Source organism: Psychrobacter sp. DAB_AL43B, from assembly GCF_900168255.1.
Lineage (GTDB): Bacteria > Pseudomonadota > Gammaproteobacteria > Pseudomonadales > Moraxellaceae > Psychrobacter.
Genome location: NZ_LT799838.1, coordinates 305,564 through 328,001 on the forward strand (window position 1 = coordinate 305,564; position 22,438 = coordinate 328,001).

A 22,438-nucleotide genomic window follows, 5' to 3' on the forward strand; every position below is an offset into this window, starting at 1 on the left:
ACGTTCGCTGCTAGGTAAATATTATGGTTATGTCTAATAAGGTTGTGTCTAATAAAAAAAGTCAGTCTACAGATCTAAAAAAAAGTCAGTCTACAGATCTAAAAGTAGAGCCGCAAGCATGGTTATCAGCGGAATTAGCTATCACCATAGAAGCAGATGCGGCGCTACGCGAATTACTAGCGCCTGTCCATCGTTGGCTAAATGTCTTGTCCGTGCGTAATCATTCGCCGCATACATTGACGGCTTATTTTGCGGGCTTAAACCAACTGGCGCTGTTTCTGCGTGGTAAACGCCTAACATGGACGCGCTGTGATAAGCGTCAATTAGCCCAGCATATTAGCCAGCGCCTCGATGAAGACAAGCTGGCACTTGCCAGCGTCCAGCAAGAGCTGTCGGCTATCCGCCATTTTTATGGTTGGCTGATTGAAGAGGATTTGGCACGTATTAACCCAACGACGGGCTATCAGCTTAAGCGCAGCCCCAGACCATTACCGTCTATCGCTGACATCGATTTATTGACCCAATTACTTGACCAAGAAATCCCTGATACACCCGAACAAGCGCGCTTATGGTTGCGTGATAAAGCGATGTTTGAATTGCTTTATAGTAGTGGTCTACGCGTCGGCGAGCTAGTAGCGCTGGATATGGCGGATGTGGACTTGTCTGATTTACGAGTACGCGTGACGGGTAAAGGTAATAAGACGCGCTTGGTGCCATTAGGTGCAAAAGCGGCAGAGGCGATTAGCCGTTATTTGCCACACCGTAATCTGTGGGTAGAGCAGATGGATAGTGCATTATTTATTAGTGAAAAACTAGGCACACGCTTGTCAACGCGGGCGGTACAACAACGCCTAAAAGTCGCAGCCACACGTGCGGGTATCGCCCAAAATATGTATCCCCATCTATTACGCCATTGTTTTGCTTCCCACATGCTATCGGGTAGCGGCGACTTACGTGCTGTCCAAGAAATGCTCGGGCATAGCGATATTAGTACCACCCAAATCTATACCCATGTTGATTTCGCTAAGCTCACGCAAGTCTATGACCGCGCCCATCCACGCGCCACTCATGCGCCCAAAGATAGCGATTCAACCACTTAATTTTAAAAGTTCCTTTTATTAAGAACACCTTTTATCAAAATCTGCTTTATCAAAAACTCCTTTATAAAAAAACCGCCTTATGCCAAACGATGACAGTCAAAAATAGGCATTTTTTGTCGTCCTTGCTCTTGAGCGGACTTATCTAAAGCCGCTAAGACGACTTGATAGTTTTTGTCTTCTTCAATGATCGCTGACTTGTTCAACTCGCTACTCTCATAGCTGTCGATAATGGTTCCGTCAAAAGCAGTGATTGCTGTATGTCCCCACGTCTGACGAGTATCGCCATCTTTATAAGCGTGGTCACCGCCTTGTGCTGCGCCAATCACCATACATTGACTGTCTAAAGCACGCGCTCGTAGTAAAAGCGCCCAGTGTGCCTGTCCTGTTAGATAAGTAAAGGCTGACGGTGCGCTTAATAGTTCAGCACCCGCTTGCCGCAGACGCTGCGCTAATGCTGGAAAACGCAAATCAAAGCAGACCATCATGCCCAATTGATAAACTGTATCATTTGCCTTGAGCGCTGCAACGACCGTTTGTGTACCCGGCTCAAAAGTCGCCGCTTCATTATAGCTGCCTTGCTTATCGGCAACCGTCGCGGTGAATAAGTGAATTTTGTCATAGCGCGCGACTCGCTTACCATCGGGCGCAAATAGCTGACTGACTTGACGCAGTCTACCATCAGGTACAATCATGCCATCTGGGCGATAAGAGCAGGGTAGTGAGCCTGCTAGTACGTAAATGTCATAAGTACGTGCATAACCTGCTATCGTTGCTGATAGCGCATCAAAGCGCTCTGCGGTGGCAAATTGTTGGCCCATACTACAGCAGTTTTCTGGTAAAACGACAAGCTGTGCGCCTTGCGCGCGCGCATCGATAATAGCGGCTTTTATATCAGCTAAGTTTTTTTCTATGTTTTGCTGGCTATTCATTTGGATGGCCGCAACGGTTAGCTGTTTATTGTTAATAAGGTTACTCATAACATGATTCTCAGTATTTTAAGTTCTATATATTTCTGATGAGCTATTTTCTAAATTTATCGTTATTGATGGCTTTTGCGTTACTTAAGCTGCAAATACTTGTATACAAGTGCTGGCATGCATAAGCTTTTATGAAAGAGCTCTTAAAAGATTTTTAGAAGCCTACTGTCATAAGCCTAAAGGGCGCTTATCTGAGTAGAGCATAAATTATCATAGCAAAATTGTCATAAAAAATGCTATCGTCATGTCCTGATAAGGTTAAACCGCTGTCTTCATCAGCATAACATAGACAATGTCACCACGATTGGAGTGTAATAAGCTACCTATGAGTATGTCGTTCGGATTGGCGACCACGCTAAGCACCTCACAAAAACTCACCCCGCAAATGCAGCAAGCCATTAAATTGCTGCAACTCTCTAGTCTTGAGCTCGCGCAGGAGGTTCAGGCGAAGCTGGATAGCAATCCATTACTCGAACGTATCGAGGATGATGAAGATGAGTATGAAAGTAATGATAAGGCGATAAATGAGTTTGGCGAGCCGTTAACGTTAGATACTTGGAATCAAAATGCTGGTATTGATTCGTTTACTACATCCTCTACCTCTAATAATAACGATGATAGTTTTGAATATGAGGATAGTATTAGCGATAGCTTTGATAAATTACAGCAAGCCAGTTTTGACGATGATGCCATAGACAGTTATGCGCTGGATGGGGACGACTATAGCAGCTTTGATAGCTCTAATTTAAAAAATGATAGCTTTGATACAGTCAGTACGGGTAGCGCATCCACTGTATTAGCACGCCCAGATTCTGATGACTTTGATAGCTATCAAGGTAGCACAAACGCGATGATTCAAGACCATGTGCGCTGGCAGCTGAACTTTAAGCATCTCTCAGAAAGAGATACGCTAATCGCTGAATATTTAATGGACTCTATGGATGATATAGGCTTTGTGCGGCTTGATATCGACGAGCTGTTGCAAAGCTTTGATACCATGGCAAGCTTCTATCAGTGGGATGAGCGTGTTGAACATGACGAAATCATGGCGGTATTGCGTATGATTCAGTCGTGTGATCCGCTGGGTGTTGGTGCGCGAAATCTAAGTGAATGCCTAGCAATTCAGTTGTCCAAGCTCGATGCTAAGACTGGCTATTTAAGAGAAGCCCAAGCGCTATTGTCAGCCGCTGAGCATTTGGTCAGTAATAATATTAAGGCGCTGATCGATCTCACAGGACTCACTGCTGAGGACATCACACCTGCCCTCAATCTGCTGCGCACTTTAAATCCTTCACCCGGTTTACTATTCCAAAGCCGTCAGCCTGAATATACTCAGCCGCCAGATAGCTATGATATTCCTGATGTACTGGTGACGCCTATCCGTCGCCGTGATACTAGTAAAAATACCGATTCTTCCGCCCAAGAAGATGGTTGGTACGTGCGCCTCAATCCTGACACCTTACCGAAACTGCGAGTCAATCAAGAATATGCCAACCTAGTTAAGCGCGGTGATGACAGCCCTGACAATCAATATTTGCGTGAAAACCTTACCGATGCGAGATTGTTTATTAGAAGTATCGAAGAGCGCAATCAAAACCTAATCAAAGTGGCGACTAGCATTGTGCGTTATCAACAAGAGTTTTTGCAGTACGGTGCAACTGCCATGCAACCGCTTATTTTAAAAGTCATCGCAGAAGAAGTAGACCTACATGAATCTACCGTCTCGCGTCTGACCACCAGCAAGACTATTTTGACCCCGCAAGGATTGTTTTCGCTAAAGCACTTCTTTTCATCTCACGTCAGTAGCACGGACGGTGATATCTCCTCAACTGCTATCAGTGCCATGATTAAACAACTAATAGCCGATGAAAATCCCAAAAAGCCGTTATCGGATAGTCGTATCAAGGACTGTTTATTAGCAGATGGTATCGATATCGCCAGAAGAACGGTTGCCAAATATCGCGAAGCGATGAATATTGGCTCGTCGACCCAGCGTAAACAAAAATATTAATTGTCTTAATTCAACGAGTTATCAGTAGAGACATGCAGTCGTCAATATAGCTTAGAATAAATATAAAAATAAAATTTTTTGATTATATAGAAACATTCAAGAAACAACCGTTTTTATTACATTTACTTACAATATACCGTCTTGCTACTATGCGGTTTTCATGACAAATTAGAGTCATACCAACAACGAAATCTAAGTGTCGATTTAACGTATTTATTTATATCAATAATCAAAAAGACAATAAAAAAATACGTCTATATTTTAATAGAATGACTGGTATTAAAGGCGTTGAGGTTAAAGACACAGAATTAGTTAGTGGTAAGGCAGGGTGATAAAAGCAGCAATGCTAGCTCATCTGTTGATTGTAAGTAACAATAAAAGGACGATAATATGAATGTTTCTATCAGTGGTCACCATATCAGTGTTACCGATGCCATGGACACAGCAGTTCGCGAAAAACTTGAAAAAGTAGAGCGTCACTTTGATCAGATTCAAAGTATTCAAGTGATATTGTCATTAGATAATAGCGGTGCGAGTGATGGCGGTCAAAAGAGCCATAAAGCTGAAGCGATTATGCGAGTCTCGGGTAAAGAGATGTTCGTCCAAGCATGTGAAGATGATATGTATAAAGCCATAAATGAGATGGCAGACAAGCTTGATAGACAAGTACGCAAATATAAAACCAAACTGGAGAGTAAAAAGACACAGGGTGCAGGGCGTGATGGACGCTATGAAGATCTGACGACTGCTGAGGCAGCTCCGGCAGTTTAGCCTTAATGTCTTGTTAGCTTTGCTGTTATAGATGCTTAATAAGTTTTAGCTTATAAATAAATAGTATAAATAGCGAATTTATTAAGCCCATCTATTAAACCTAGCAATATACATTAGTCACAAACTAATGAATGAGCAAACATGACAGACTAAGCAAAAAAAGACCTCTAACGGATAGTTGTTGAGGTCTTTTTTATAGTCATTTTTTACAAACAGTCTATTAAAAATAACGGTTTAATTGACTATCAAAAAAAGCTAGCCGCCGCCCACTGCTTGTACTACTTCGATATTCATCCCTTCAGCAATACGAATTTGCTCAAGCTCACTCTTTGGAATCAGTTCACCATCGACTTCAACTGCATAGCGACCGTTACTGAGTCCCAATTCATTAATGACCAGTTGTACCGTTTGATGAGTGGTTTGTAGTTTTTTACCATTCACAATAATATTGCTCATAATATATACTCCTTAAGTATTCAGAATTCCTTTTTTGCTAATCTATATTTATCGTATTGATTACTGCCGATAGCATGGTTAGCAAAATATTTGCAACATTTAAACGGATACATTACCTAAGCGAAACGTCGATACTGCCAGCCACAACCAACCAGCAATCATAAGAACGCCGCCGATAGGGGTAATCGCCCCAAACCAACGCGGCGCGCCCAATGTCATCGCATATAAACTACCAGCAAAAATAATCACGCCAATCTGTAGTAACCATGCCGTCGCTTGGGTCGCATAATTAAGACGAATCAGTATGCCAACGAGCAATAATCCAAGCCCATGTATAAACCAATATAAAGTCGCCGTCTGCCACCATTCGAGCTGCTGAGTGCTGACCATAGCTTTGAGACCATGAGCACCGAAGGCGCCTAAAGCAACGGCGATAGCCATATTAATCGCCGCGATACCTATCCAATTTAGCATGGTAAAACTCGTATTATTGATTGGGGCTTTTTATATCGGAGAGTCAAACGTTTACTGAAGATCATCTGGCAAAATAACACTATCAATGGTCATCGCCTCGCGGATTTTATCCATGGCATTCTTTTCGATTTGGCGTACGCGTTCTGCAGAGATAGAATAGACTGCTGCCAATTCGTGCAAGGTTGATTTTTGCTCGGATAACCAGCGCTGCTCGACGATATCACGTGAGCGATCGTCTAAGGTATCCATCGCAGCAATCAAGGCTGATGAGTTGTTTTCTTCCCAGTCAGACTCTTCGACAATCTCGGCAGGGTCGATGCCGTCTTCTAAAAATAATTGCGGCGCATAGCGTCCGTCGTCATCATCACTCGACTGCGCTTCAAATGACGCATCGTACGAAGTCAGACGTGACTCCATCTCCAGCACTTGCTTGCGGGTAACATTTAAGTCATTGGCAATCGCATCGGCTTCTTCAAGCGTCAACTGGTTGTTGGTCTTTTTTAGACTACGTAAATTAAAGAACAATTTACGATGCGCCTTGGTAGTCGCGACTTTCACAATTCGCCAGTTACGAATGACAAACTCATGAATCTCCGCTTTAATCCAATGCACCGCAAACGATACTAGACGTACGCCTTTATTAGGATCAAAGCGTTTCACTGCTTTCATTAATCCTAAATTACCTTCTTGGATTAAATCCGCTTGTGGCAAACCATAACCTGAGTAACTACGTGCAATATGAATCACAAATCGTAAATGCGACATCACGAGCAGACGTGCAGCTTCCACATCACCTTCATCATAATAGCGATGAGCAAGCTCCTGCTCTTGGGTCGGCGTCAAAATAGGAATTTGGTGTACAGTATTAATATAGGCGCCCAAATTTACCCCAGGCGCGGACAAATGCGTTGGCATAGCAGGTACTAAATCACGCGTGCTAGTGTCTTCAAACGCACTGGCATCATAAGGTGGACGCTCAGCGGCAGCTTTCAATGCCGCATCACGTGCTTCATTTATTTCAGGAGCGACGCTGTCTTTTTTACGTGTTGGTGCAGCGTTAGTAGAGGTATTAGCCATATTCTTGACCTTGGTTAAATAGATAAGCAAACAGTCAGATAAAATCTTTATAGTGGTAATTGTAAAGGATAGCGACGCTTAGTTGCTATCAGTTTTGGTAATGATGAAGTGATATATTGTATCAACAGAATATTTAGATTTGCTAGCCACGGCACCTTCGTTAGCTAATACCGTTGCTTGATTGATTACCAATGATAGCGGGTTAAGCGCGTCTGTTCGCAGGCTTTGTTGACAAAAAGCCGTAATATCTGCTTGAGAATTTGGGTCGGTTGCGACTACATACAATGATTCGCCAATGGCCACATTGCGTAGCGCCACTTTGGTTTTTAACAAGGGCATCGGACAGGCAAGTCCACGACCATCTACCAAGCTTTTGATATTGAGAACAGGTTTGCTCAAGTCTTTTATATCATTGAGGTTGATTTCATTATTATTGTCTGTTGGTAGTAAGCCTAGCAGCTGCATTATCGATTGCTGCTCTATTTCAGACAAAGTCTCTGCCAAACATATCGGATAAGAGGCTCGTACCATGATGGCTTGGCTATCAGCGGACATAAAATAAACCTTTAAAGTATCTATAATGAAATTTTATACTCAAATCTAATATTTAAGATTGAAATATTTATTGGTTTCGATGTTTTACTATTTCGTGGCTGTTCTTTTACGATGCAGCATGCATCACGGTCTGCCATTATAGCAAATTGCCGCTCGTCAATTGCAGTTGAATATAGTCATCATAATATTTGATCAATCAGAACGACTGGTGAGCATGGGTCTCTAGATTTTCCTAATAGACGTGCCCAATAGGTTTACATAGTCATGTTGCGCAATAGTGACGCCCTGCGGAGTTATTGGTAGCGAAGCGCATACTGCAATTGACCTTGAATAGACAAGCTCGTATAGTCAAAAGGACGTTATGATTACTCGCATAGGATACGCACTTGTATTACTCTAAAAGACAATCGATGCTTGAGAAACCAGCCATAAATGCACAGGATAAATGTGTTGTCACTCATTATTCAAGCATACAGACATGGTCATTCTCTAAGCTTGTAAATCGCCATCTGTCGCCATCGCTTGCGCTAAAACTAGCAGTATCATCACTATTGTTAGCCTGTACAAGCGTAGCCTATAGCAAGAGCCAAGCTGTGCCATTGAGCTATGATTCTTGGCAATCAACTGGCACAGAAGAGTTGAATTTGCCTAACCTGCGCGGGCAAGGACTGAGCTTCGACGAACAATATCAAAATAAATTGCTTGGCGAATGGTCATTAAGAAATATCAATGGTAGCGTGAAGATGGAGCACGACCCTTGGATTCAAGAAACCGTCAAAGAAATGACTTGGCGGCTAAATGCGCAAGCGCGCCAGCAAGCACCGCTCGGCTTGGTCATTATTGATAACCCGAGTATTAATGCGTTTGCTGCACCAGGTGGTGTGATTGGTCTGAATACAGGAACGATATTGGCCGCCCATAGTATGGATGAGCTTGCTAGCGTCGTAGCTCATGAGGTGGCGCATATTAGCCAGCGTCATTATGAGAGCAGTGTTGATGAGCGCAAAAAAGCCTTACTGATGCAAATAGGCGGTGTGCTCGCTGCGATTGCCGCATCCGCTGTCGATGGTGATGCGGCGGCGGCAGTGATGATGGGTAGCCAAACCGCCACTATGAATAGCAACATGGCTTTTAGCCGTAATAATGAGCGTGAGGCTGATCGAGTTGGTATGCAAATTATGAACCAAGCCGGTTACGATCCACGGGCGATGCCGCGTTTCTTTGCTACCATGAATCAGAAAAGTCAGATGAATCAGACCGCCAATCAGTTCTTACCCAGTTTTATACGCTCGCATCCATTGAGCAATGAGCGCTTAAGCGAATCGCAAAGTCGTGCTCAACGTTATAATTCGTTGCCATTGAATCAGCAGCAGCGCCATCAAGCGTTGTTTGATCTGCTGCATTGGCGCGTACAAAGTACGGGTAAGCATGTCTCTGAAACGGCATTGACGACTGCGGCAAAGAATAGCGTTGGGGCAAAGTTGGCGCTGATGCATTGGTATGGCGAGCAGCAACGTTTTAAAGAGGCCAACGATGTGTTTGTTGAGCTGTCAGCATTACCAGCTGCAAAGCGCCAAGTGTTAGAACCGTTATTATCCATTACCCAAAGCCAAATTCTAACTGAGCAAAATAAATGGCAACAGGCTGCTGAAGTGCTAGAAAGCCAGCAGCGCCTTTATCCAGAGCGCCGTGATTTACGTTTGTATTTAGCGGAGGCATTAACCAACAGCAATCAGCCAACCAAAGCGCAAGCATTACTCAAGCCATTGACCGAGCAGCAGCCCAGTGACCGCTATGCTTGGCAGAGTTTGCAATTGGCCAATGAAAAACTGGCAAAAACCACAGACTCACCGCTGCTTGCAAACATCGCAACGATTAATGCGCTGCGCTATCGCAGTCATGACCAGCTGTGGAGTGGACGCTATGAGCGCGCGCTGACCTCTCTTACCCAAGCCAAGCAACTGACGGCAAAGTTGCAAAATACGGCCCAAGCCAGTAGCGCCCGTCCGCTACTCGCCAATATCAATGCCGAAATCAAAGCGGTAAAAACCGCCAAAGACTTTAAGCCTTAGGCGGTTATTTGTAGAACTTGAGGTTCATACAAGGTTTTATAATAGAATTACTTGATGGTAGCTATTGATCACTGATTTTAATAAAAGCTAGCTTTCATTTTACCAATCTTGCAGTCTCTACTAGCCTTGCAATGCATCTTTGATCAGTTTTGAGATTAAGGCAGGGTCAGCACGACCAGCGGTTTTAGTTTTCAGTACACCCATCACGCTACCCATATCGCGCATCGATGTTGCGCCTTGTTCAGCGATTTCTGCATTGACCAAAGCGGCAAGTTCGGCATCATCCATTTGTTTTGGCATATATTCATTGATAATATCAATCTCAAACTGCTCTTTAGTCGCCAAATCGTCGCGCCCGTTTTCGGTAAAAATAGTCAGTGACTCATGACGCTGTTTTAGCTGTTTTTGTAATATCTCCAATACTTCGGCATCATCAAGCTCTGTTTGACGGTCAATTTCAATTTGCTTGATCACCGCTTGTACGTTACGTAGGACTTTGACCCGTTCAATCTCACGTGCTTTCATAGAGACGATGATGGTGTCAGTTAAGGTCTGTTTAAGCTGGCTCATTGTTATTATTCCTTATGAGTATTAATAAAATATTTACGTAAAATTTGGCTGCTATTTTTTAGCTTGGTAATAACGTTGCAATAAGTAATAGCCTTGCAATAAAAATTGTCATAAAAAAAGCTGTCAGCAGTAATAATAAAAATTGTAGCATAAAAAACGCCACTGATATCATTGGATAACAGTGGCGTTAGTGTAGCGCTAGTACTTAGCTAATCGAATAATCGATTAGTACATACGAGTGGTACGAATAGTTTCGCGTTGTAATTTCTTTTTATAACGCTTTACTGCAGCAGCTGCTTTGCGCTTGCGTACTTGCGTTGGTTTTTCATAAAACTCACGCTTACGTACGTCTGATAATACGCCAGCTTTTTCACAAGCACGTTTGAAACGACGGATAGCGATGTCAACTGGTTCGTTTTCTTTAACCTTAACTGCAGGCATGAAGACTCCTTGATTAGGATGAGATATAAGGGCATTAGTTTGGCTGTGTATTAGTATTTAGCCGTAATATCTCAACATTACCGGCATCAGCTCAAACTAGGATAGTCTTGCGCAATAGCACAAGGGCGCTTATTTTAATAAAAAATAGCAGCAAAGTCAAAGGCTTTAGCGTATCTATCTTTAAATATCAGCAAATAACAGTGAATGATAGCTTACTCAGCAGTTTAAATTTAACTAGGTATTGTTTTAAGCAGAAGTGTTATTATTTTTAATAATCTTTTAACAAATAATTAATAAATCATGGACAAAACGCCTGTTTGGTAATAACAGCTTATATAAAGTCTATGATATGATGAGTTTAGTTTACTGCTTGATATTACAGCAAGACTCTACAACCTTTTTATACCAGTCATATTGAGGATTTTTGAATGAAAAGCGGCATGAAAAAAACAGCGATAAATACAGCATTATGGACAACATTGGTTCTCACTATGGGCGTAAGTTTAAGTGCTTGTAGCAGTGAAAAAGAAGAAGCTGGCGCAGAGTCAGGTGAAGTTTTGGCAATAGATCGAGTCGATGATGCGGCAGCGCTTGCCCGCACAAATGCGCCTAAAGCAGAAAATATGGATTTTCCAGAAACTGCGCCCATACCGGCTGCTGATGTTGCAGCAGATGCGGCGGCAACGGCTACTGTTACTGCGAATGCGGAAGGAGACGCAGCGGTTGCTGATACGTCAGCAACGACTGCTACCGACAGCGCGGGTACAGAGGTTGCTGTAGCAGATAGTGCGGATATGCCAGCTGCTGATGCGACTACTACTACTTCCGAAGCTGAACCAGCGACCAACTAATAGCGGTGAATAAGTAGAAGCACTTAGTAATACCACTTAATAGGTAATAGCGCTCAATGACTAGCGTGAATCAGCATTGAGTTTTGTCACTAACAATCCATAGATGAAGGAATAACTATGACTATTAAACAAAATACGATGAACAAAAAATCAGCTGTTAAATTGGCACTGTCAGGCATAAGTCTTAGTGCGTTGTTAGCACTTAGTGCTTGTAGTGGCGGTGATAATAAAGCGACTGATGAGCCTGCTGCTGTCAATGAAACTGAGACGGTGGTCGTAGAGCCAGAAACACCGGTTGCAGAACCTGCAGTGGTTACTCCTGAGCCTATGGTTGAGCCTGAGCCTGCTGAAGTGACGGTAGTAGAAACTGAAGAAGCTGCTGCTGAGCCTGTAGTCTTAGCAGCTGACACTGGTGCTAAACTGTATGAAAAACAGTGCAAGGTCTGCCATGAAAATGGTTTATTAGCAGCACCGAAATTCGGTAATAAAACAGATTGGGCACCACACCTTGTCAAAGACATAGACACGCTACGTATGCATTCTGCGAAAGGCTTCAACAAAATGCCAGCGCAAGCTAACGCTGAAGTGAGTGAAGCTGAAGTTCATGCGGCCGTTGATTATATGGTAGCTGCTGTTAGCTAATATTAATTGTTGAAATTTGATAGAATAACCGCCATTGTACGCTAACAGTGGCGGTTTTTTTGTGACTGCTAAACCCTTACTGTTTTTAAGTTTTAAGATAAGAAAAAATTGAGTTGAGCAAAGTAACGTAATTGAGCAAAGCAACGTAATAAAGGCAAAGACATGAAAGTATTGGGTTTAGAGACCTCTTGCGATGAGACCGGTCTGGCGATTTTCGATAGTGAGCAGATACATAGCGAGAATAAAGGTCTGCTAGGGCAAGTGCTGTATTCACAAATAGAGCTACATGCACTCTATGGTGGCGTCGTGCCTGAGCTTGCCAGCCGCGACCATATTCGTAAGCTCGTGCCTTTATTTAATGAGCTATTAGAGCAGTGCGATATTACTAAAGATGACATTGATGCTATCGCTTATACCAAAGGCCCAGGGCTCATCGGTGCCTTGATGACGGGTGCCTTATTTGGTCGCAGTTTGGCATATGGCTTAGATATTCCGGCTATTGGTGTCCATCATATGGAAGGGCATTTGCTAGCACCGCTGATGGGGGCAAATCCACCCGCGTTTCCGTTCGTGTCGCTACTGGTTTCAGGTGGTCATACCTTGTTGATTGCCGCTCATGGCATTGGTCAATATGAAATACTGGGCGAATCAATCGACGATGCGGCAGGTGAGTGCTTTGATAAAGCAGCTAAAATGCTGAGCTTAGAGTACCCCGGTGGTCCTAATATTGCTAAACTAGCTGAAACGGGAAATCCTAATGCTTACAGTCTACCAAGACCGATGTTACACCGCGGTTTGGACTTTTCTTTTAGCGGTATGAAAACGGCCGTACACAACCTTATTAAAGATACGGATGGTTCTGGGACAGGTTCTGATAGTGACCCACAAGTCCGTGCTGATATCGCTGCCAGCTTTCAACATGCAGTCGTTGATACACTGGTGAAGAAATGTGTTAAAGCACTTAAGCAAGCAGAGATGAGTCGGTTAGTCATTGCTGGCGGAGTAAGTGCCAACAGCCATTTGCGTGAAACCTTAGAGACCGAACTGGCTAAAATAAATGCAACTGTGCATTATGCGCCGCCAGCCTTATGTACCGATAATGGCGCGATGATTGCTTATGCTGGTTATGAGCGCCTGCAAGCTGGGCAATTTGATGATTTAGCCGTCAGCTGCGTTCCACGTTGGCCGATGACCGAATTGCCTGCGCTGTAATTGCCAGCAGTATAGTTTTTTTGCTTATTAAAATGGCATTCATTAATAGAACAAGGATTACATCATGCAGTGGCTCGCTATCGGTTTAGGGGCAGCAATCGGCGCATGCTTAAGAGGATGGCTAGCGCGCTTTAACCCGCTACATAGCTGGATACCACTCGGTACACTCGGCGCTAATGTCTTAGGTGGGCTCCTTATTGGGCTGGCGTTAGTCTGGTTTGAACGGGTCGGTAGCGGATTGTCTGACAATGTTAGATTATTTGTTATCACCGGTTTTTTGGGCGGACTGACCACTTTTAGTACTTTTAGCGCTGAGGTATTTACTTTTATTAGTGAGGGTCGGTTGTTAGCAGGTTTGGGGTTGATAGGGTTGCATGTAGGATTAACTCTATTAGCAACCGCGCTTGGGTTTTATTTCTTTAAGTTTATTTTATAGGCGTAAAGCTAAGGTTTCTTAATAAAGCTAAAGCGGTTTTACTATCCCTTCTAATAAGCTGGCAAACCCTTGCATATAAGCGGTATCTTGGCTAGATGTGCGTGTCGCGGCATAGAGCTGACAATAAACACCCTTACCCAATGGGCGCGACACCACCCAACCTTTTTTCTCATATTCGGCAACGACCCAATCGGGTAGCGCCGCCACACCGCGTTCGCTGGCCACTAGTTGTATTAGCATGGCGGTCAGCTCAGTGGTGCGAATATTTTTAAAACTGACCTGCTCTGGGGTCATAAAATTCGCAATAATATCGAGGCGCTTGGCTTCTACCGGATAAGCAATCAAGGTTTCTTCGATTAAATCGTTTGGACGAATGAAATGTTGTTCTGCCAAATCATGCGTAGGCGACAGCACTAAACGGCTCTCGTACTCAAACAATGGCTGATAGCTAATGCCTTCTATCGGCAAATTGCTGGTCGTAATCAGCAGATCGATATCACCTTCCATTAATAAATGATGCGGCTCAGGTTCAAAACCCGTGGCAAAATCCAGCTCAACATCTGACCATTCACGGCGATACTGATTCAGTATCGGCATCAACCAATCAAAGCAGCTATGACATTCAGAAGCCAAACGTAATCTGCCTGCTTGACCGTGAGCTAAACGCTTGAGATTGGCTTTGGTGCGGGTGACTTGCGGCATGATGCTGTCGGCAAGCGCCAATACCGTTTTGCCAGCTGGCGTAAAGGTAAGGGGTCGCGTTCGGCGATTAACCAAACTGATATCGTAGTAATTCTCTAGCTCTTTTAACTGATGCGAGACAGCAGAGGCCGTGACATGCAGCTCATCGGCAGCAGCGGCCAATGAACCATGTGCGCGTAGCGCAGTTAGCGTATTAAGATGACGAAGCTCTAACATAAAATAATCTAACCACCGAAGTTAAAGGAATAAGAAATACTGAGTTGGATAAATGATTAAAAAACGCTCATTGTTACTTTATTTACTTTAAGAATATTTTTTAATTAAAATTAAAATTAACGTCGACGTAGCAATAACTGGGAGATGACTACCAAAATTAGTGAAGCAACTAGCAATATCGTACCAATGGCATTGACCTCAGGTTTGAGACCCACACGCACCATTGAATAGATACGTAGCGGCAAAATCTCATAGCTAGGACCGGTCACAAAGGTCGATACCACCACATCATCTAGCGATAAGGTAAAGGCGAGCAGCCAACCTGCCATCACTGCTGGAAAGATAACAGGAATCAATACCGTACGCACCATCGTTGATTCACTTGCACCCAAGTCTCTTGCCGCTTCCATCAGCCGCTCATCCAAACTGCTTAACCTTGCAAAGACAGTAATGACCACAAATGGTAGGCAAAAAGTAATGTGAGCTAGTAACAGCGATACAAAACCCAGCTGCAGTCCAATTAATAAAAATAGCGCCAGTAGCGATATTGCCAAGACAATCTCAGGCGACATCATCAGCACAAATAATAAGCCATTTAACAGACCTTTACCGCGAAAATTATAGCGATGTAAGGCAAGCGCTGTCAGTGTGCCGATGATCGTTGATACCGTGGCTGCAACCAAACCTAAGACAATAGAATGCCAAAAGGCATCAAGCATTGCTTGGTTGTTAAATAAGGATTCATACCACTTTAAACTAAAGCCGCCCCAGTTATAACCAACTTTTGATTTATTAAAGGACATCACCACCAAAACAAGGATGGGTAGATATAACATGGCATAAATCAAACCAAGATAGCATTTGGCGGCGATACTGCCGATGCTGGGTGGTTTGATAGAGCGTTTCTTTTTAGTCGGTGGACTATTCGGTGAGCGACTCAGTGAGTTATGAGACATTAGGCCACCTCATTAAAATCAGTCTTGCCAATGCGGCGGCTACTGGCGTGGTAGGCGAGTAGTAATACTGCCATCGCCAGTGTCAATAACACGCTAGCTGCAGCACCAAACGGCCAATCACGCGCATCTAAAAACTGGTTTTTAATAATATTACCAACCAGTAAGTTGCGTGAACCGCCTAAAATATCTGCCACGTAAAACATACCCATCGCTGGTAGTAGTACCAAAAGTACCCCTGATATAACCCCAGGAGTGGTCAATGGCAGTACCACATGCCAAAAGGTTTGTCTTTTTGATGCACCCAAATCCTGTGAGGCGAGCAGCATATCATCGCGTAAGTCGCTAAAGACTGCATACAGTGGCAGTACCATAAACGGAAATAATAAATAGGTTAGACCTGCAACTACCGCCCCTTGTGTATATAAAATATCAATAGGGGTATCGATAACACCTATCGCGAGTAACGATTTATTGATCAAGCCATTATTAGCAAATAATAACTTCAGCGCGTAAGTTCGCACTAAAGAGTTGGTCCAAAATGGCAATATGAGCAGTAGCATCAATAAGGGCTGCCAACGCCTGCTGACTCGAGAGACAAACCAGGCAAAAGGGTAGCCCAATAATAAGCAAATGATCGTGGTAATTCCTGCCATCCATAATGAATGTACAAAGACATCAAAATAGAGGGGATCAATCATGCGTACATAGCTATCAATGCTGACAGGCAGGCTGATAAAAGCCGTACTGTCACGCGTTAAAAAGCTGACCGCAATCACCAGTATATTGGGCAAGAGCGCAAAAATGAGTAGCCAGCCCCAAATAAGCCACAGCGTTGCCGTACGAAAAGGACTTTTATTGCTTATGCCAGTACCTGCCATTAGCGGATATCCTTTCTGGCAGATAAATTGCCAGCTAAATTGGCAGATTGATGATTCATCTCATTATCAAGCGTATCGTCTTCTGGCAAAACCCATTCCCAGCCATCAACCCAGGACACTTTTACGCCCTCATTGAGCTTATAGTCAAAGCTTGGATCGTCCTCATCGAAGAATTCAGAGGCTTTAATAATATGACCATTGGCCAGCTCAATAATCGAATCTAAGGTACTGCCTTTATAGTTACTTTCGATAACGCGGCCCAGTAATCCGCCATGTTCTTTATCGTTCGGGTCATAAATCCGTAAATCCTCAGGTCGTAGCAATAAATTCACCATATCGCCGACTTGGACATCATTGCCAAAGTTAGGACGGCGCAAATTCCGCAAAGTGGTCGGACCCTCTTGCATTTGTGCCTCGCAAACTTCAACTTCAATACGGCCATTGGTCACTTGGCCATCACGGTCTGGCTGCTCAGGGTAGACGCCCTTAACTTCGGCCTTAAATAAATTGGTCTCACCGATAAATTTGGCCGTAAATAAATTGGCAGGGGTTTCATAAATTTCAATAGGCGTGCCAATCTGTTGAAACTTACCGTCTTTCATCACCGCGATACGGTCTGACATCGACAGCGCTTCTTCTTGATCGTGCGTGACAAAGACAAAAGTAATGCCCAGCTCACGTTGCAAGCGTTTAAGCTCCGACTGCATTTGCAGGCGCAGCTTATGATCGAGCGCCGATAAAGGCTCATCGAGCAATAATAATTTAGGACGATTAATGACTGCCCGCGCAATCGCAACACGCTGCTGCTGACCACCGGACAAATCCTGCGGTCTGCGATTGGCAAGGTGCTCAAGTTGTACCATAGCTAGCATTTCGCGCACCCGCGTTTGAATCTCATCTTTAGGGACTTTTTTAAGCTTAAGACCGTAAGCCACATTTTGCGCGACTGTCATATGTGGAAATAACGCATATTGCTGAAACACAGTATTGACCGGACGCTTATCCGCTGGCAAGCCTGCCATCTGTAAGCCATCTAAATAAATCGCCCCTGCATTTGGCTGCTCAAAACCGGCAATCAATCGCAACAAGGTTGTTTTCCCGCAGCCTGATGGACCAAGCAGCGTTATAAACTCACCATGCTTAATGTCGAGATTAATATCTTTTAGGACTTCCGTTTGATCATAGGTTTTTTTTAGACCAGTCAATTGCAGCAAAACCTTGTCAGCGTTGGGTGACGCAGGAATGGTCTGCGTATATAAACTTGATTCGGTCATAAGGTTTTTTCCTAAGCATCCAATAGGTCAGTACGGCTATTTATCTAGGACGCTGTAGTTAAGGTGGTTTGATAGGGGTGTAAGTAAGCGATGGGTATCGATATAGTCTGGTTGCTGTGTATTATAACAAACCCTTGATATAAATTAATGCAAGTTCGTTATCGGTTAGTTGGGTTATGTCGTCATCACAGTAAAAGGCACTCTGATAGGCTTTGATGCCTTTATTTTTACGTTTTACTTATGTCTTTATAAGTTGTCTGCTGCTGGTTTTTGCAAGACTAAATAGGTCTGTCTTAATATAGTGATATTGAAATAAATTTTTTTACCATGTTTTTTGCCTTATTCCTATACAATCATTTTGTGTATGATAAATACAATGCTATTTGCGATAGCAAAACCTTAGCTACACTATTTTGAACAAGATAACGCTAGAGCAATTTATAATTTTAACTATTTTAATCATCAAGGATGTCTTATGCCTAACGATACACGCCCAAAAACAGGTCAAGAAGCACTGGCGCTTCTCAAACAAGGCAATGTGCGTTACATTGATAGTTTGACAAGCACTGATCCCTGCATGCAAAAGCGCCCAGAACTCATCAGTGATCAAGACCCTATTGCCATTATTTTGGGTTGTTCAGACGCACGCGTCCCCGTTGAGATTGTATTTGATCAGGGGCTGGGCGACTTGTTTGTTATCCGTGTGGCGGGCAATGTGGTTGCGCCCTCGCAAATTGGTTCGGTTGAGTTTGCCGCCGAAAAGTTCGGTACTAAGCTGGTGGTGGTGCTTGGGCATTCGCATTGCGGCGCTGTCACCGCTTGCGTAGAGGCGCTTATTAATCCTGAGCAAAATTATTCTCCCAACTTACAATCAATCGTTGATCGTATCCGTCCAAGCGTTTATAACCTACATGAGCTGGCGACCGCCAACGGCCAAGATGTGGATGCTGATGAGCTGGTTGATCGCTCAATACGTGCCAATGTCCGCATGTCGGTCAGCCAATTAAAGCATGGCTCGCGTGCCTTAGAAGACTTAACCAGCAGTGGTCAGCTGCTTGTCGTTGGTGCAGAATATAATTTAGAGACGGGAAAGGTGCGGTTTTTAGATGCGTAATAGATGTTTATAACTATATATTTATAGTTATACAGCTATCATGATTGATGCATGTCAGAATTAAGACCGTATCAACTGTTAACAATTAAAATAATTTAAACATTGGAGTAACCATGATTAATCCTGCTACTTTTAATAATGACCATTTATCGCTAGCCCAGCCTGAGAGCAGCGTAAAAGCTGAGGGCGTTCAGCCTATCTCTGCTCAGACGACAGGCTATACTTTTAACCATACTATGTTACGAGTAAAAGACCCTGCTAAGTCATTGGAGTTTTATACTGGTGTCTTAGGAATGACATTGCTAGCGGTAAAAAAAATCCCTGCGATGGGTTTTGATTTGTACTTTTTAGCCAAGCTTACCGAGAGCGAGCGTGAAAATTTGCCATCAGGTGATGATTTAGAGATTTTTGCGTTCAGACAGCGTGGAATTTTGGAATTAACCCATAACTATGGCACTGAGATACAAGCGGACTTTAGCTACCATGATGGTAACCAAGAGCCACAAGGTTTTGGTCATATTTGTTTTAGCGTACCTGATTTAAACGCTGCGGTGACTTGGTTCGATAAAAATAATGTTGAATTCAAAAAACGTCCGGATGAAGGCAGTATGAAGCATATCGCTTTTATCAAAGACGTTGACGGTTACTGGATTGAAATCGTACAAGCAGACTTAATGGGTTAAATGATTCATAAATCAAATGACTCGTAAATTAAGTGATTAAAAAAGCCACCTGATCTTTTGCTCAGGTGGCTTTTTTGTACTGCTACAGACGCACTACTTAGTCGTCTTTCTTGACTTGGAAATCTGTATGGCACGATTTACAGCTATCACCAACAGGTTTGAAAGCTGGCATCACCTCATCAATGCTGGTCGCTGACTGTGCAGCAGTAGCTAGCTCAGCAGTTACTTTTTGAAAATTCTCTGCTTCTGCTTTAAAACCATCAGCATTTGACCATACTGCATCTTTAGCACCACCAACTGCTTCCGGATTATTAAAATGGCTCCAAGGTTTTTTAGACTCTTCTGCTAAAAATGTTGCTTGCTCTTTAAATACTTCAGCGTCAAAGGTATCAGGCTCTTTTGCCATACCGCCCATCACTTTCATTGAATCGCCAAAGTTTTTCATGATGTCTTGACGGGCTTTGACGTCAGGGTCAACTGGTGTACTACACGCTGTTAAACCTAAAGTTGCTGCCATCAGTGTGATACCGAAGATTGATTTTAGTGATTTATGATTAATTACTTGAGTCATGTGTATTGATCCTTTATACGTAGATAATAAAAAGGTGGCGTAGCATATACATGCTCGTCACCTATATTGGCTTGCTGCTATTAAATTCTTTTATACGATATTTTTAATATCTGCTTTATTAATATATTCTTTATTAATATCCTAAAATACAGTCTTTCACGATGCTGGAAATACTTACTATCCTATATTAAACAGCAAGAGGCTTAAGTAGCATAGGGCGATAGCGTGATTTTTTGTAAAATAGATTAAATTGTCCTATAAATTAGCTTTAAATAATGACCAGTACTTATTTTGAATACTAGCTTACTTAAATAGTAAAGGTCAGCATGGATAGCTGACCTTTATAACTACTGTAATAAGTAACTAATATGACAAGCAATGACTATCTATAAGCTTTTTTAACCGATATAAATAAGCAGTTGATAAATATTTATTATGCAAGCACTTGTACACCGTCTGTTGGTTATTATGCCAATTTCGACTATAAAGTCAACCAATCGCGCGGTTTTAGATAGAAATCAGTCAATTCAAACTCAGACGATCCTTTGACAGGCTCAAAGCGATAATGCCAGCTCGCAAGCGGTGGCATACTGACTAAGATAGATTCGATACGCCCGTTGCTTTGTAAGCCAAACAGCGTACCTCGGTCATAAACGAGGTTGTATTCAACATAGCGTCCGCGACGATATAGCTGAAATTCACGCTGTGCTTCGGTATATGGCGTTTCTTTATTTGCCTCAAAGATGGGTAAAATACCCTCAAGGTAGCCATTACCGACGGCTTGCATGAATTTAAAACAAGTCTCAAAATCCCAGCCACGACTCTCAACGTTGACATCATCATAAAACAAGCCGCCGATACCGCGCTGCTCATCGCGGTGACGTAGATGGAAATATTCATCACACCATTGCTTAAAATCAGGATAAACGCTATCACCAAATGGGGCGCAGAGATCGTGACAGACTTGATGCCAATGCACACAGTCAGCAAGGACTGGATAAAACGGGGTCAAATCAAAACCGCCACCAAACCACCAAATCGGCTCTTCGCCTTCTGCTTCGGCAATAAACAAACGCACATTAGCATGGCTAGTAGGGACATTGGGGTTTCTGGGGTGAACGACCAACGATACACCCATGGCCTGTGCTTGGCGACCGGCAATATCAGGATGGCGGGCGGTTGCTGAGGCGGGCAGGTTATGGACATGAATATGGCTAAACATGACGCCCGCCTTTTCAATTACCTGACCATCTGCTAACACACACGAGCGACCACCACCGCCTTCAGGGCGCTCCCAATCGTCAGGAACAAAGGTTGCTGGTTGATTGTTATCAGTGCTGCCGTCACGCTCTTGTGCCTCTAACGCTTGACAGATACGTGCTTGCAAATCCACCAAAAACTCACGCACGCGCATGATATCGTTATTGCTCGGCGTCACTGCTGAGGCTATTATTAAAAGCTCTGTATCATTGTTCATATTTGGAGTATTCATAAAATATCTAATTATTTACTATTTATTAAGGTGTAAGGCGGTATTGAATTCTTTATCAAACAGATGTCCCATGCGATCGCGCTTGGTCGCTAGATATTCAGCATTCATATCGTTAACCCCAACGACTAACGGCACCCGTTCAACGACATCGATTCCGTGCTCCGTTAAGTAAGCAACTTTATCAGGATTATTGGTGATAAGGCGCACAGCATCGACGCCGACATGGGCAAGCATGGGTCCGCACATATCATAAATGCGCGCATCGGCCGGTAAACCTAACATGAGATTGGCATCTAACGTATCGTGTCCCTGATCTTGCAGGGCATAAGCGCGAATTTTATTGGTCAGACCAATACCTCGACCTTCTTGGCGCAAATATAAGATAGCGCCGCAGCCCATCTCTTGTATCGCCTGCATAGCAGTATTCAGTTGTGGACCGCAATCACACTTCAAGGAGCTAAAAGCATCACCGGTCAAACACTCAGAATGAATACGTATCAGTGGAACAGGTCGCTCTGATAATGTCGCATTTTTTTGATTTAATACTGCATCATGTGGGTGTGAAGTATCGATAATATTCGTGTCATTGACCACAGAGAGACCAACGGTGAGCATCACGTGCTCTTGACCAGCATCGTTTTCAAAGATATGAATATCAAACTCGCCGTGACGAGTAGGCAGCTTGGCGCTAGTGATAAATTGATATGACATTAATGTCCTGCATAAGCCGATCATCGTGGCGGTATTTTAGTATGGGTTTTTTATAAAAATAGCATGCTGATGGTGTTTATGATAAAAACACACAAAGTTCACAGACGACGCACGATGATTAAAGCGACAATTAAAAATAAATGCTATTATGCCATACTATTTTGACGGATACAGTGACAAGTCTTCGCCCTTACAT

The 22,438-nt window shown here is 43.3% G+C and carries 24 protein-coding genes; 10 read left to right on the forward strand and 14 right to left on the reverse strand.

All coding sequences use genetic code 11. From position 1 onward, the window contains the following. The first annotated feature begins 29 nt into the window (after nucleotides 1–29). Nucleotides 30–1,100 (forward strand): tyrosine recombinase XerC, encoded by a 1,071-nt coding sequence (locus DABAL43B_RS01355; RefSeq protein ID WP_079692986.1) that lies wholly within the window; start codon nucleotides 30–32, stop codon nucleotides 1,098–1,100. 77 nt (nucleotides 1,101–1,177) lie between these two features. Here the strand turns inward: DABAL43B_RS01355 and DABAL43B_RS01360 are convergent, their stop codons facing one another. After that, a complete protein-coding gene (locus DABAL43B_RS01360; protein ID WP_079690734.1) occupies nucleotides 1,178–2,077 on the reverse strand; it encodes a nitrilase-related carbon-nitrogen hydrolase in 900 nt (299 codons plus the stop codon). A gap of 325 nt (nucleotides 2,078–2,402) precedes the next feature. Here DABAL43B_RS01360 and rpoN point away from each other — a divergent pair, with 325 nt between their 5' ends. Both rpoN and hpf read left to right on the forward strand, forming a co-directional pair. After that, on the forward strand, nucleotides 2,403–4,088 hold the full coding sequence (gene rpoN, locus DABAL43B_RS01365; protein WP_079692987.1) for an RNA polymerase factor sigma-54: 1,686 nt from the start codon (nucleotides 2,403–2,405) through the stop codon (nucleotides 4,086–4,088). 390 nt (nucleotides 4,089–4,478) lie between these two features. Further along, the gene (hpf, locus tag DABAL43B_RS01370) at nucleotides 4,479–4,859 is read left to right on the forward strand and encodes a ribosome hibernation-promoting factor, HPF/YfiA family (RefSeq protein ID WP_079690735.1); all 381 of its coding nucleotides are present in this window, start codon (nucleotides 4,479–4,481) and stop codon (nucleotides 4,857–4,859) included. Nucleotides 4,860–5,114: 255 nt separating this feature from the next. Here hpf and thiS read toward each other — a convergent pair whose 3' ends face one another. The 4 genes from thiS to DABAL43B_RS01390 form a co-directional block, all read right to left on the reverse strand. Next, a complete protein-coding gene (gene thiS, locus DABAL43B_RS01375) occupies nucleotides 5,115–5,315 on the reverse strand; it encodes a sulfur carrier protein ThiS (protein ID WP_079690736.1) in 201 nt (66 codons plus the stop codon). A 99-nt stretch (nucleotides 5,316–5,414) separates the two neighbouring features. Beyond that, nucleotides 5,415–5,789, reverse strand: a complete 375-nt coding sequence (locus DABAL43B_RS01380) for a DUF423 domain-containing protein (protein WP_079690737.1) — start codon at nucleotides 5,787–5,789, stop codon at nucleotides 5,415–5,417. Nucleotides 5,790–5,840: 51 nt separating this feature from the next. Next, on the reverse strand, nucleotides 5,841–6,704 hold the full coding sequence (rpoH, locus tag DABAL43B_RS01385) for an RNA polymerase sigma factor RpoH (protein ID WP_197684676.1): 864 nt from the start codon (nucleotides 6,702–6,704) through the stop codon (nucleotides 5,841–5,843). 240 nt (nucleotides 6,705–6,944) lie between these two features. Next, entirely contained in the window at nucleotides 6,945–7,421 is a 477-nt protein-coding gene (locus tag DABAL43B_RS01390; RefSeq protein WP_079690739.1) for a sulfurtransferase TusA family protein, read from the reverse strand. A 410-nt stretch (nucleotides 7,422–7,831) separates the two neighbouring features. Here DABAL43B_RS01390 and DABAL43B_RS01395 point away from each other — a divergent pair, with 410 nt between their 5' ends. Further along, nucleotides 7,832–9,493 carry a M48 family metalloprotease gene (locus DABAL43B_RS01395; protein WP_079690740.1) on the forward strand — a complete coding sequence of 554 codons (1,662 nt, stop codon included), beginning with the start codon at nucleotides 7,832–7,834 and terminating at the stop codon, nucleotides 9,491–9,493. 120 nt (nucleotides 9,494–9,613) lie between these two features. Here DABAL43B_RS01395 and DABAL43B_RS01400 read toward each other — a convergent pair whose 3' ends face one another. Together DABAL43B_RS01400 and rpsU are read right to left on the reverse strand one after the other, a co-directional pair. After that, nucleotides 9,614–10,063, reverse strand: a complete 450-nt coding sequence (locus DABAL43B_RS01400) for a GatB/YqeY domain-containing protein (RefSeq protein ID WP_079690741.1) — start codon at nucleotides 10,061–10,063, stop codon at nucleotides 9,614–9,616. Between the two features lie 225 nt (nucleotides 10,064–10,288). Further along, the gene (gene rpsU, locus DABAL43B_RS01405) at nucleotides 10,289–10,504 is read right to left on the reverse strand and encodes a 30S ribosomal protein S21 (RefSeq protein WP_079690742.1); all 216 of its coding nucleotides are present in this window, start codon (nucleotides 10,502–10,504) and stop codon (nucleotides 10,289–10,291) included. A gap of 428 nt (nucleotides 10,505–10,932) precedes the next feature. Between rpsU and DABAL43B_RS01410 the strand changes: the two genes are divergently transcribed. The 4 genes from DABAL43B_RS01410 to DABAL43B_RS01425 all read left to right on the forward strand — a co-directional run bounded on the left by DABAL43B_RS01410 (nucleotide 10,933) and on the right by DABAL43B_RS01425 (nucleotide 13,645). After that, a complete protein-coding gene (locus DABAL43B_RS01410) occupies nucleotides 10,933–11,355 on the forward strand; it encodes a hypothetical protein (protein WP_227516717.1) in 423 nt (140 codons plus the stop codon). Between the two features lie 117 nt (nucleotides 11,356–11,472). Next, entirely contained in the window at nucleotides 11,473–11,997 is a 525-nt protein-coding gene (locus tag DABAL43B_RS01415; RefSeq protein WP_079690743.1) for a c-type cytochrome, read from the forward strand. A gap of 162 nt (nucleotides 11,998–12,159) precedes the next feature. After that, entirely contained in the window at nucleotides 12,160–13,209 is a 1,050-nt protein-coding gene (gene tsaD, locus DABAL43B_RS01420; protein ID WP_079690744.1) for a tRNA (adenosine(37)-N6)-threonylcarbamoyltransferase complex transferase subunit TsaD, read from the forward strand. A 64-nt stretch (nucleotides 13,210–13,273) separates the two neighbouring features. Continuing rightward, the gene (locus DABAL43B_RS01425) at nucleotides 13,274–13,645 is read left to right on the forward strand and encodes a CrcB family protein (RefSeq protein WP_079690745.1); all 372 of its coding nucleotides are present in this window, start codon (nucleotides 13,274–13,276) and stop codon (nucleotides 13,643–13,645) included. 27 nt (nucleotides 13,646–13,672) lie between these two features. Here the strand turns inward: DABAL43B_RS01425 and DABAL43B_RS01430 are convergent, their stop codons facing one another. The 4 genes from DABAL43B_RS01430 to potA all read right to left on the reverse strand — a co-directional run bounded on the left by DABAL43B_RS01430 (nucleotide 13,673) and on the right by potA (nucleotide 17,671). Next, a complete protein-coding gene (locus DABAL43B_RS01430) occupies nucleotides 13,673–14,563 on the reverse strand; it encodes a LysR family transcriptional regulator (RefSeq protein WP_079690746.1) in 891 nt (296 codons plus the stop codon). Between the two features lie 116 nt (nucleotides 14,564–14,679). After that, complete coding sequence (gene potC, locus DABAL43B_RS01435; protein ID WP_079690747.1) at nucleotides 14,680–15,519, reverse strand: spermidine/putrescine ABC transporter permease PotC; 840 nt, start codon at nucleotides 15,517–15,519, stop codon at nucleotides 14,680–14,682. Further along, nucleotides 15,519–16,397 carry a spermidine/putrescine ABC transporter permease PotB gene (potB, locus tag DABAL43B_RS01440; protein ID WP_079690748.1) on the reverse strand — a complete coding sequence of 293 codons (879 nt, stop codon included), beginning with the start codon at nucleotides 16,395–16,397 and terminating at the stop codon, nucleotides 15,519–15,521. The genes potC and potB overlap by 1 nt, the downstream gene beginning before the upstream one ends. Then, entirely contained in the window at nucleotides 16,397–17,671 is a 1,275-nt protein-coding gene (gene potA / locus DABAL43B_RS01445) for a spermidine/putrescine ABC transporter ATP-binding protein PotA (RefSeq protein WP_079690749.1), read from the reverse strand. The genes potB and potA overlap by 1 nt, the downstream gene beginning before the upstream one ends. 475 nt (nucleotides 17,672–18,146) lie before the next feature. Between potA and DABAL43B_RS01450 the strand changes: the two genes are divergently transcribed. Together DABAL43B_RS01450 and gloA are read left to right on the forward strand one after the other, a co-directional pair. Next, nucleotides 18,147–18,785 (forward strand): carbonic anhydrase, encoded by a 639-nt coding sequence (locus tag DABAL43B_RS01450; protein ID WP_079690750.1) that lies wholly within the window; start codon nucleotides 18,147–18,149, stop codon nucleotides 18,783–18,785. A gap of 113 nt (nucleotides 18,786–18,898) precedes the next feature. Further along, the gene (gene gloA / locus DABAL43B_RS01455) at nucleotides 18,899–19,468 is read left to right on the forward strand and encodes a lactoylglutathione lyase (RefSeq protein WP_171996309.1); all 570 of its coding nucleotides are present in this window, start codon (nucleotides 18,899–18,901) and stop codon (nucleotides 19,466–19,468) included. A gap of 97 nt (nucleotides 19,469–19,565) precedes the next feature. Here the strand turns inward: gloA and DABAL43B_RS01460 are convergent, their stop codons facing one another. The 3 genes from DABAL43B_RS01460 to ribA all read right to left on the reverse strand — a co-directional run bounded on the left by DABAL43B_RS01460 (nucleotide 19,566) and on the right by ribA (nucleotide 22,242). Continuing rightward, entirely contained in the window at nucleotides 19,566–20,039 is a 474-nt protein-coding gene (locus tag DABAL43B_RS01460) for a c-type cytochrome (RefSeq protein ID WP_079690751.1), read from the reverse strand. Between the two features lie 481 nt (nucleotides 20,040–20,520). Then, a complete protein-coding gene (gene hemF / locus DABAL43B_RS01465) occupies nucleotides 20,521–21,516 on the reverse strand; it encodes an oxygen-dependent coproporphyrinogen oxidase (RefSeq protein ID WP_413771834.1) in 996 nt (331 codons plus the stop codon). A gap of 33 nt (nucleotides 21,517–21,549) precedes the next feature. Further along, nucleotides 21,550–22,242, reverse strand: a complete 693-nt coding sequence (gene ribA / locus DABAL43B_RS01470) for a GTP cyclohydrolase II (protein ID WP_079690753.1) — start codon at nucleotides 22,240–22,242, stop codon at nucleotides 21,550–21,552. Nucleotides 22,243–22,438 lie beyond the last annotated feature (196 nt).

Excerpts from the sequence above, each read along its gene's own strand:
- DABAL43B_RS01355 (WP_079692986.1), top strand. The coding sequence starts at position 30 with ATGTCTAATAAGGTTGTGTCTAATAAAAAAAGTCAGTCTACAGATCTA.
- DABAL43B_RS01360 (WP_079690734.1), bottom strand. The coding sequence starts at position 2,077 with ATGAGTAACCTTATTAACAATAAACAGCTAACCGTTGCGGCCATCCAA.
- rpoN (WP_079692987.1), top strand. The coding sequence starts at position 2,403 with ATGAGTATGTCGTTCGGATTGGCGACCACGCTAAGCACCTCACAAAAA.
- hpf (WP_079690735.1), top strand. The coding sequence starts at position 4,479 with ATGAATGTTTCTATCAGTGGTCACCATATCAGTGTTACCGATGCCATG.
- thiS (WP_079690736.1), bottom strand. The coding sequence starts at position 5,315 with ATGAGCAATATTATTGTGAATGGTAAAAAACTACAAACCACTCATCAA.
- DABAL43B_RS01380 (WP_079690737.1), bottom strand. The coding sequence starts at position 5,789 with ATGCTAAATTGGATAGGTATCGCGGCGATTAATATGGCTATCGCCGTT.
- rpoH (WP_197684676.1), bottom strand. The coding sequence starts at position 6,704 with ATGCCAACGCATTTGTCCGCGCCTGGGGTAAATTTGGGCGCCTATATT.
- DABAL43B_RS01390 (WP_079690739.1), bottom strand. The coding sequence starts at position 7,421 with ATGTCCGCTGATAGCCAAGCCATCATGGTACGAGCCTCTTATCCGATA.
- DABAL43B_RS01395 (WP_079690740.1), top strand. The coding sequence starts at position 7,832 with ATGCTTGAGAAACCAGCCATAAATGCACAGGATAAATGTGTTGTCACT.
- DABAL43B_RS01400 (WP_079690741.1), bottom strand. The coding sequence starts at position 10,063 with ATGAGCCAGCTTAAACAGACCTTAACTGACACCATCATCGTCTCTATG.
- rpsU (WP_079690742.1), bottom strand. The coding sequence starts at position 10,504 with ATGCCTGCAGTTAAGGTTAAAGAAAACGAACCAGTTGACATCGCTATC.
- DABAL43B_RS01410 (WP_227516717.1), top strand. The coding sequence starts at position 10,933 with ATGAAAAGCGGCATGAAAAAAACAGCGATAAATACAGCATTATGGACA.
- DABAL43B_RS01415 (WP_079690743.1), top strand. The coding sequence starts at position 11,473 with ATGACTATTAAACAAAATACGATGAACAAAAAATCAGCTGTTAAATTG.
- tsaD (WP_079690744.1), top strand. The coding sequence starts at position 12,160 with ATGAAAGTATTGGGTTTAGAGACCTCTTGCGATGAGACCGGTCTGGCG.
- DABAL43B_RS01425 (WP_079690745.1), top strand. The coding sequence starts at position 13,274 with ATGCAGTGGCTCGCTATCGGTTTAGGGGCAGCAATCGGCGCATGCTTA.
- DABAL43B_RS01430 (WP_079690746.1), bottom strand. The coding sequence starts at position 14,563 with ATGTTAGAGCTTCGTCATCTTAATACGCTAACTGCGCTACGCGCACAT.
- potC (WP_079690747.1), bottom strand. The coding sequence starts at position 15,519 with ATGTCTCATAACTCACTGAGTCGCTCACCGAATAGTCCACCGACTAAA.
- potB (WP_079690748.1), bottom strand. The coding sequence starts at position 16,397 with ATGGCAGGTACTGGCATAAGCAATAAAAGTCCTTTTCGTACGGCAACG.
- potA (WP_079690749.1), bottom strand. The coding sequence starts at position 17,671 with ATGACCGAATCAAGTTTATATACGCAGACCATTCCTGCGTCACCCAAC.
- DABAL43B_RS01450 (WP_079690750.1), top strand. The coding sequence starts at position 18,147 with ATGCCTAACGATACACGCCCAAAAACAGGTCAAGAAGCACTGGCGCTT.
- gloA (WP_171996309.1), top strand. The coding sequence starts at position 18,899 with ATGATTAATCCTGCTACTTTTAATAATGACCATTTATCGCTAGCCCAG.
- DABAL43B_RS01460 (WP_079690751.1), bottom strand. The coding sequence starts at position 20,039 with ATGACTCAAGTAATTAATCATAAATCACTAAAATCAATCTTCGGTATC.
- hemF (WP_413771834.1), bottom strand. The coding sequence starts at position 21,516 with ATGAACAATGATACAGAGCTTTTAATAATAGCCTCAGCAGTGACGCCG.
- ribA (WP_079690753.1), bottom strand. The coding sequence starts at position 22,242 with ATGTCATATCAATTTATCACTAGCGCCAAGCTGCCTACTCGTCACGGC.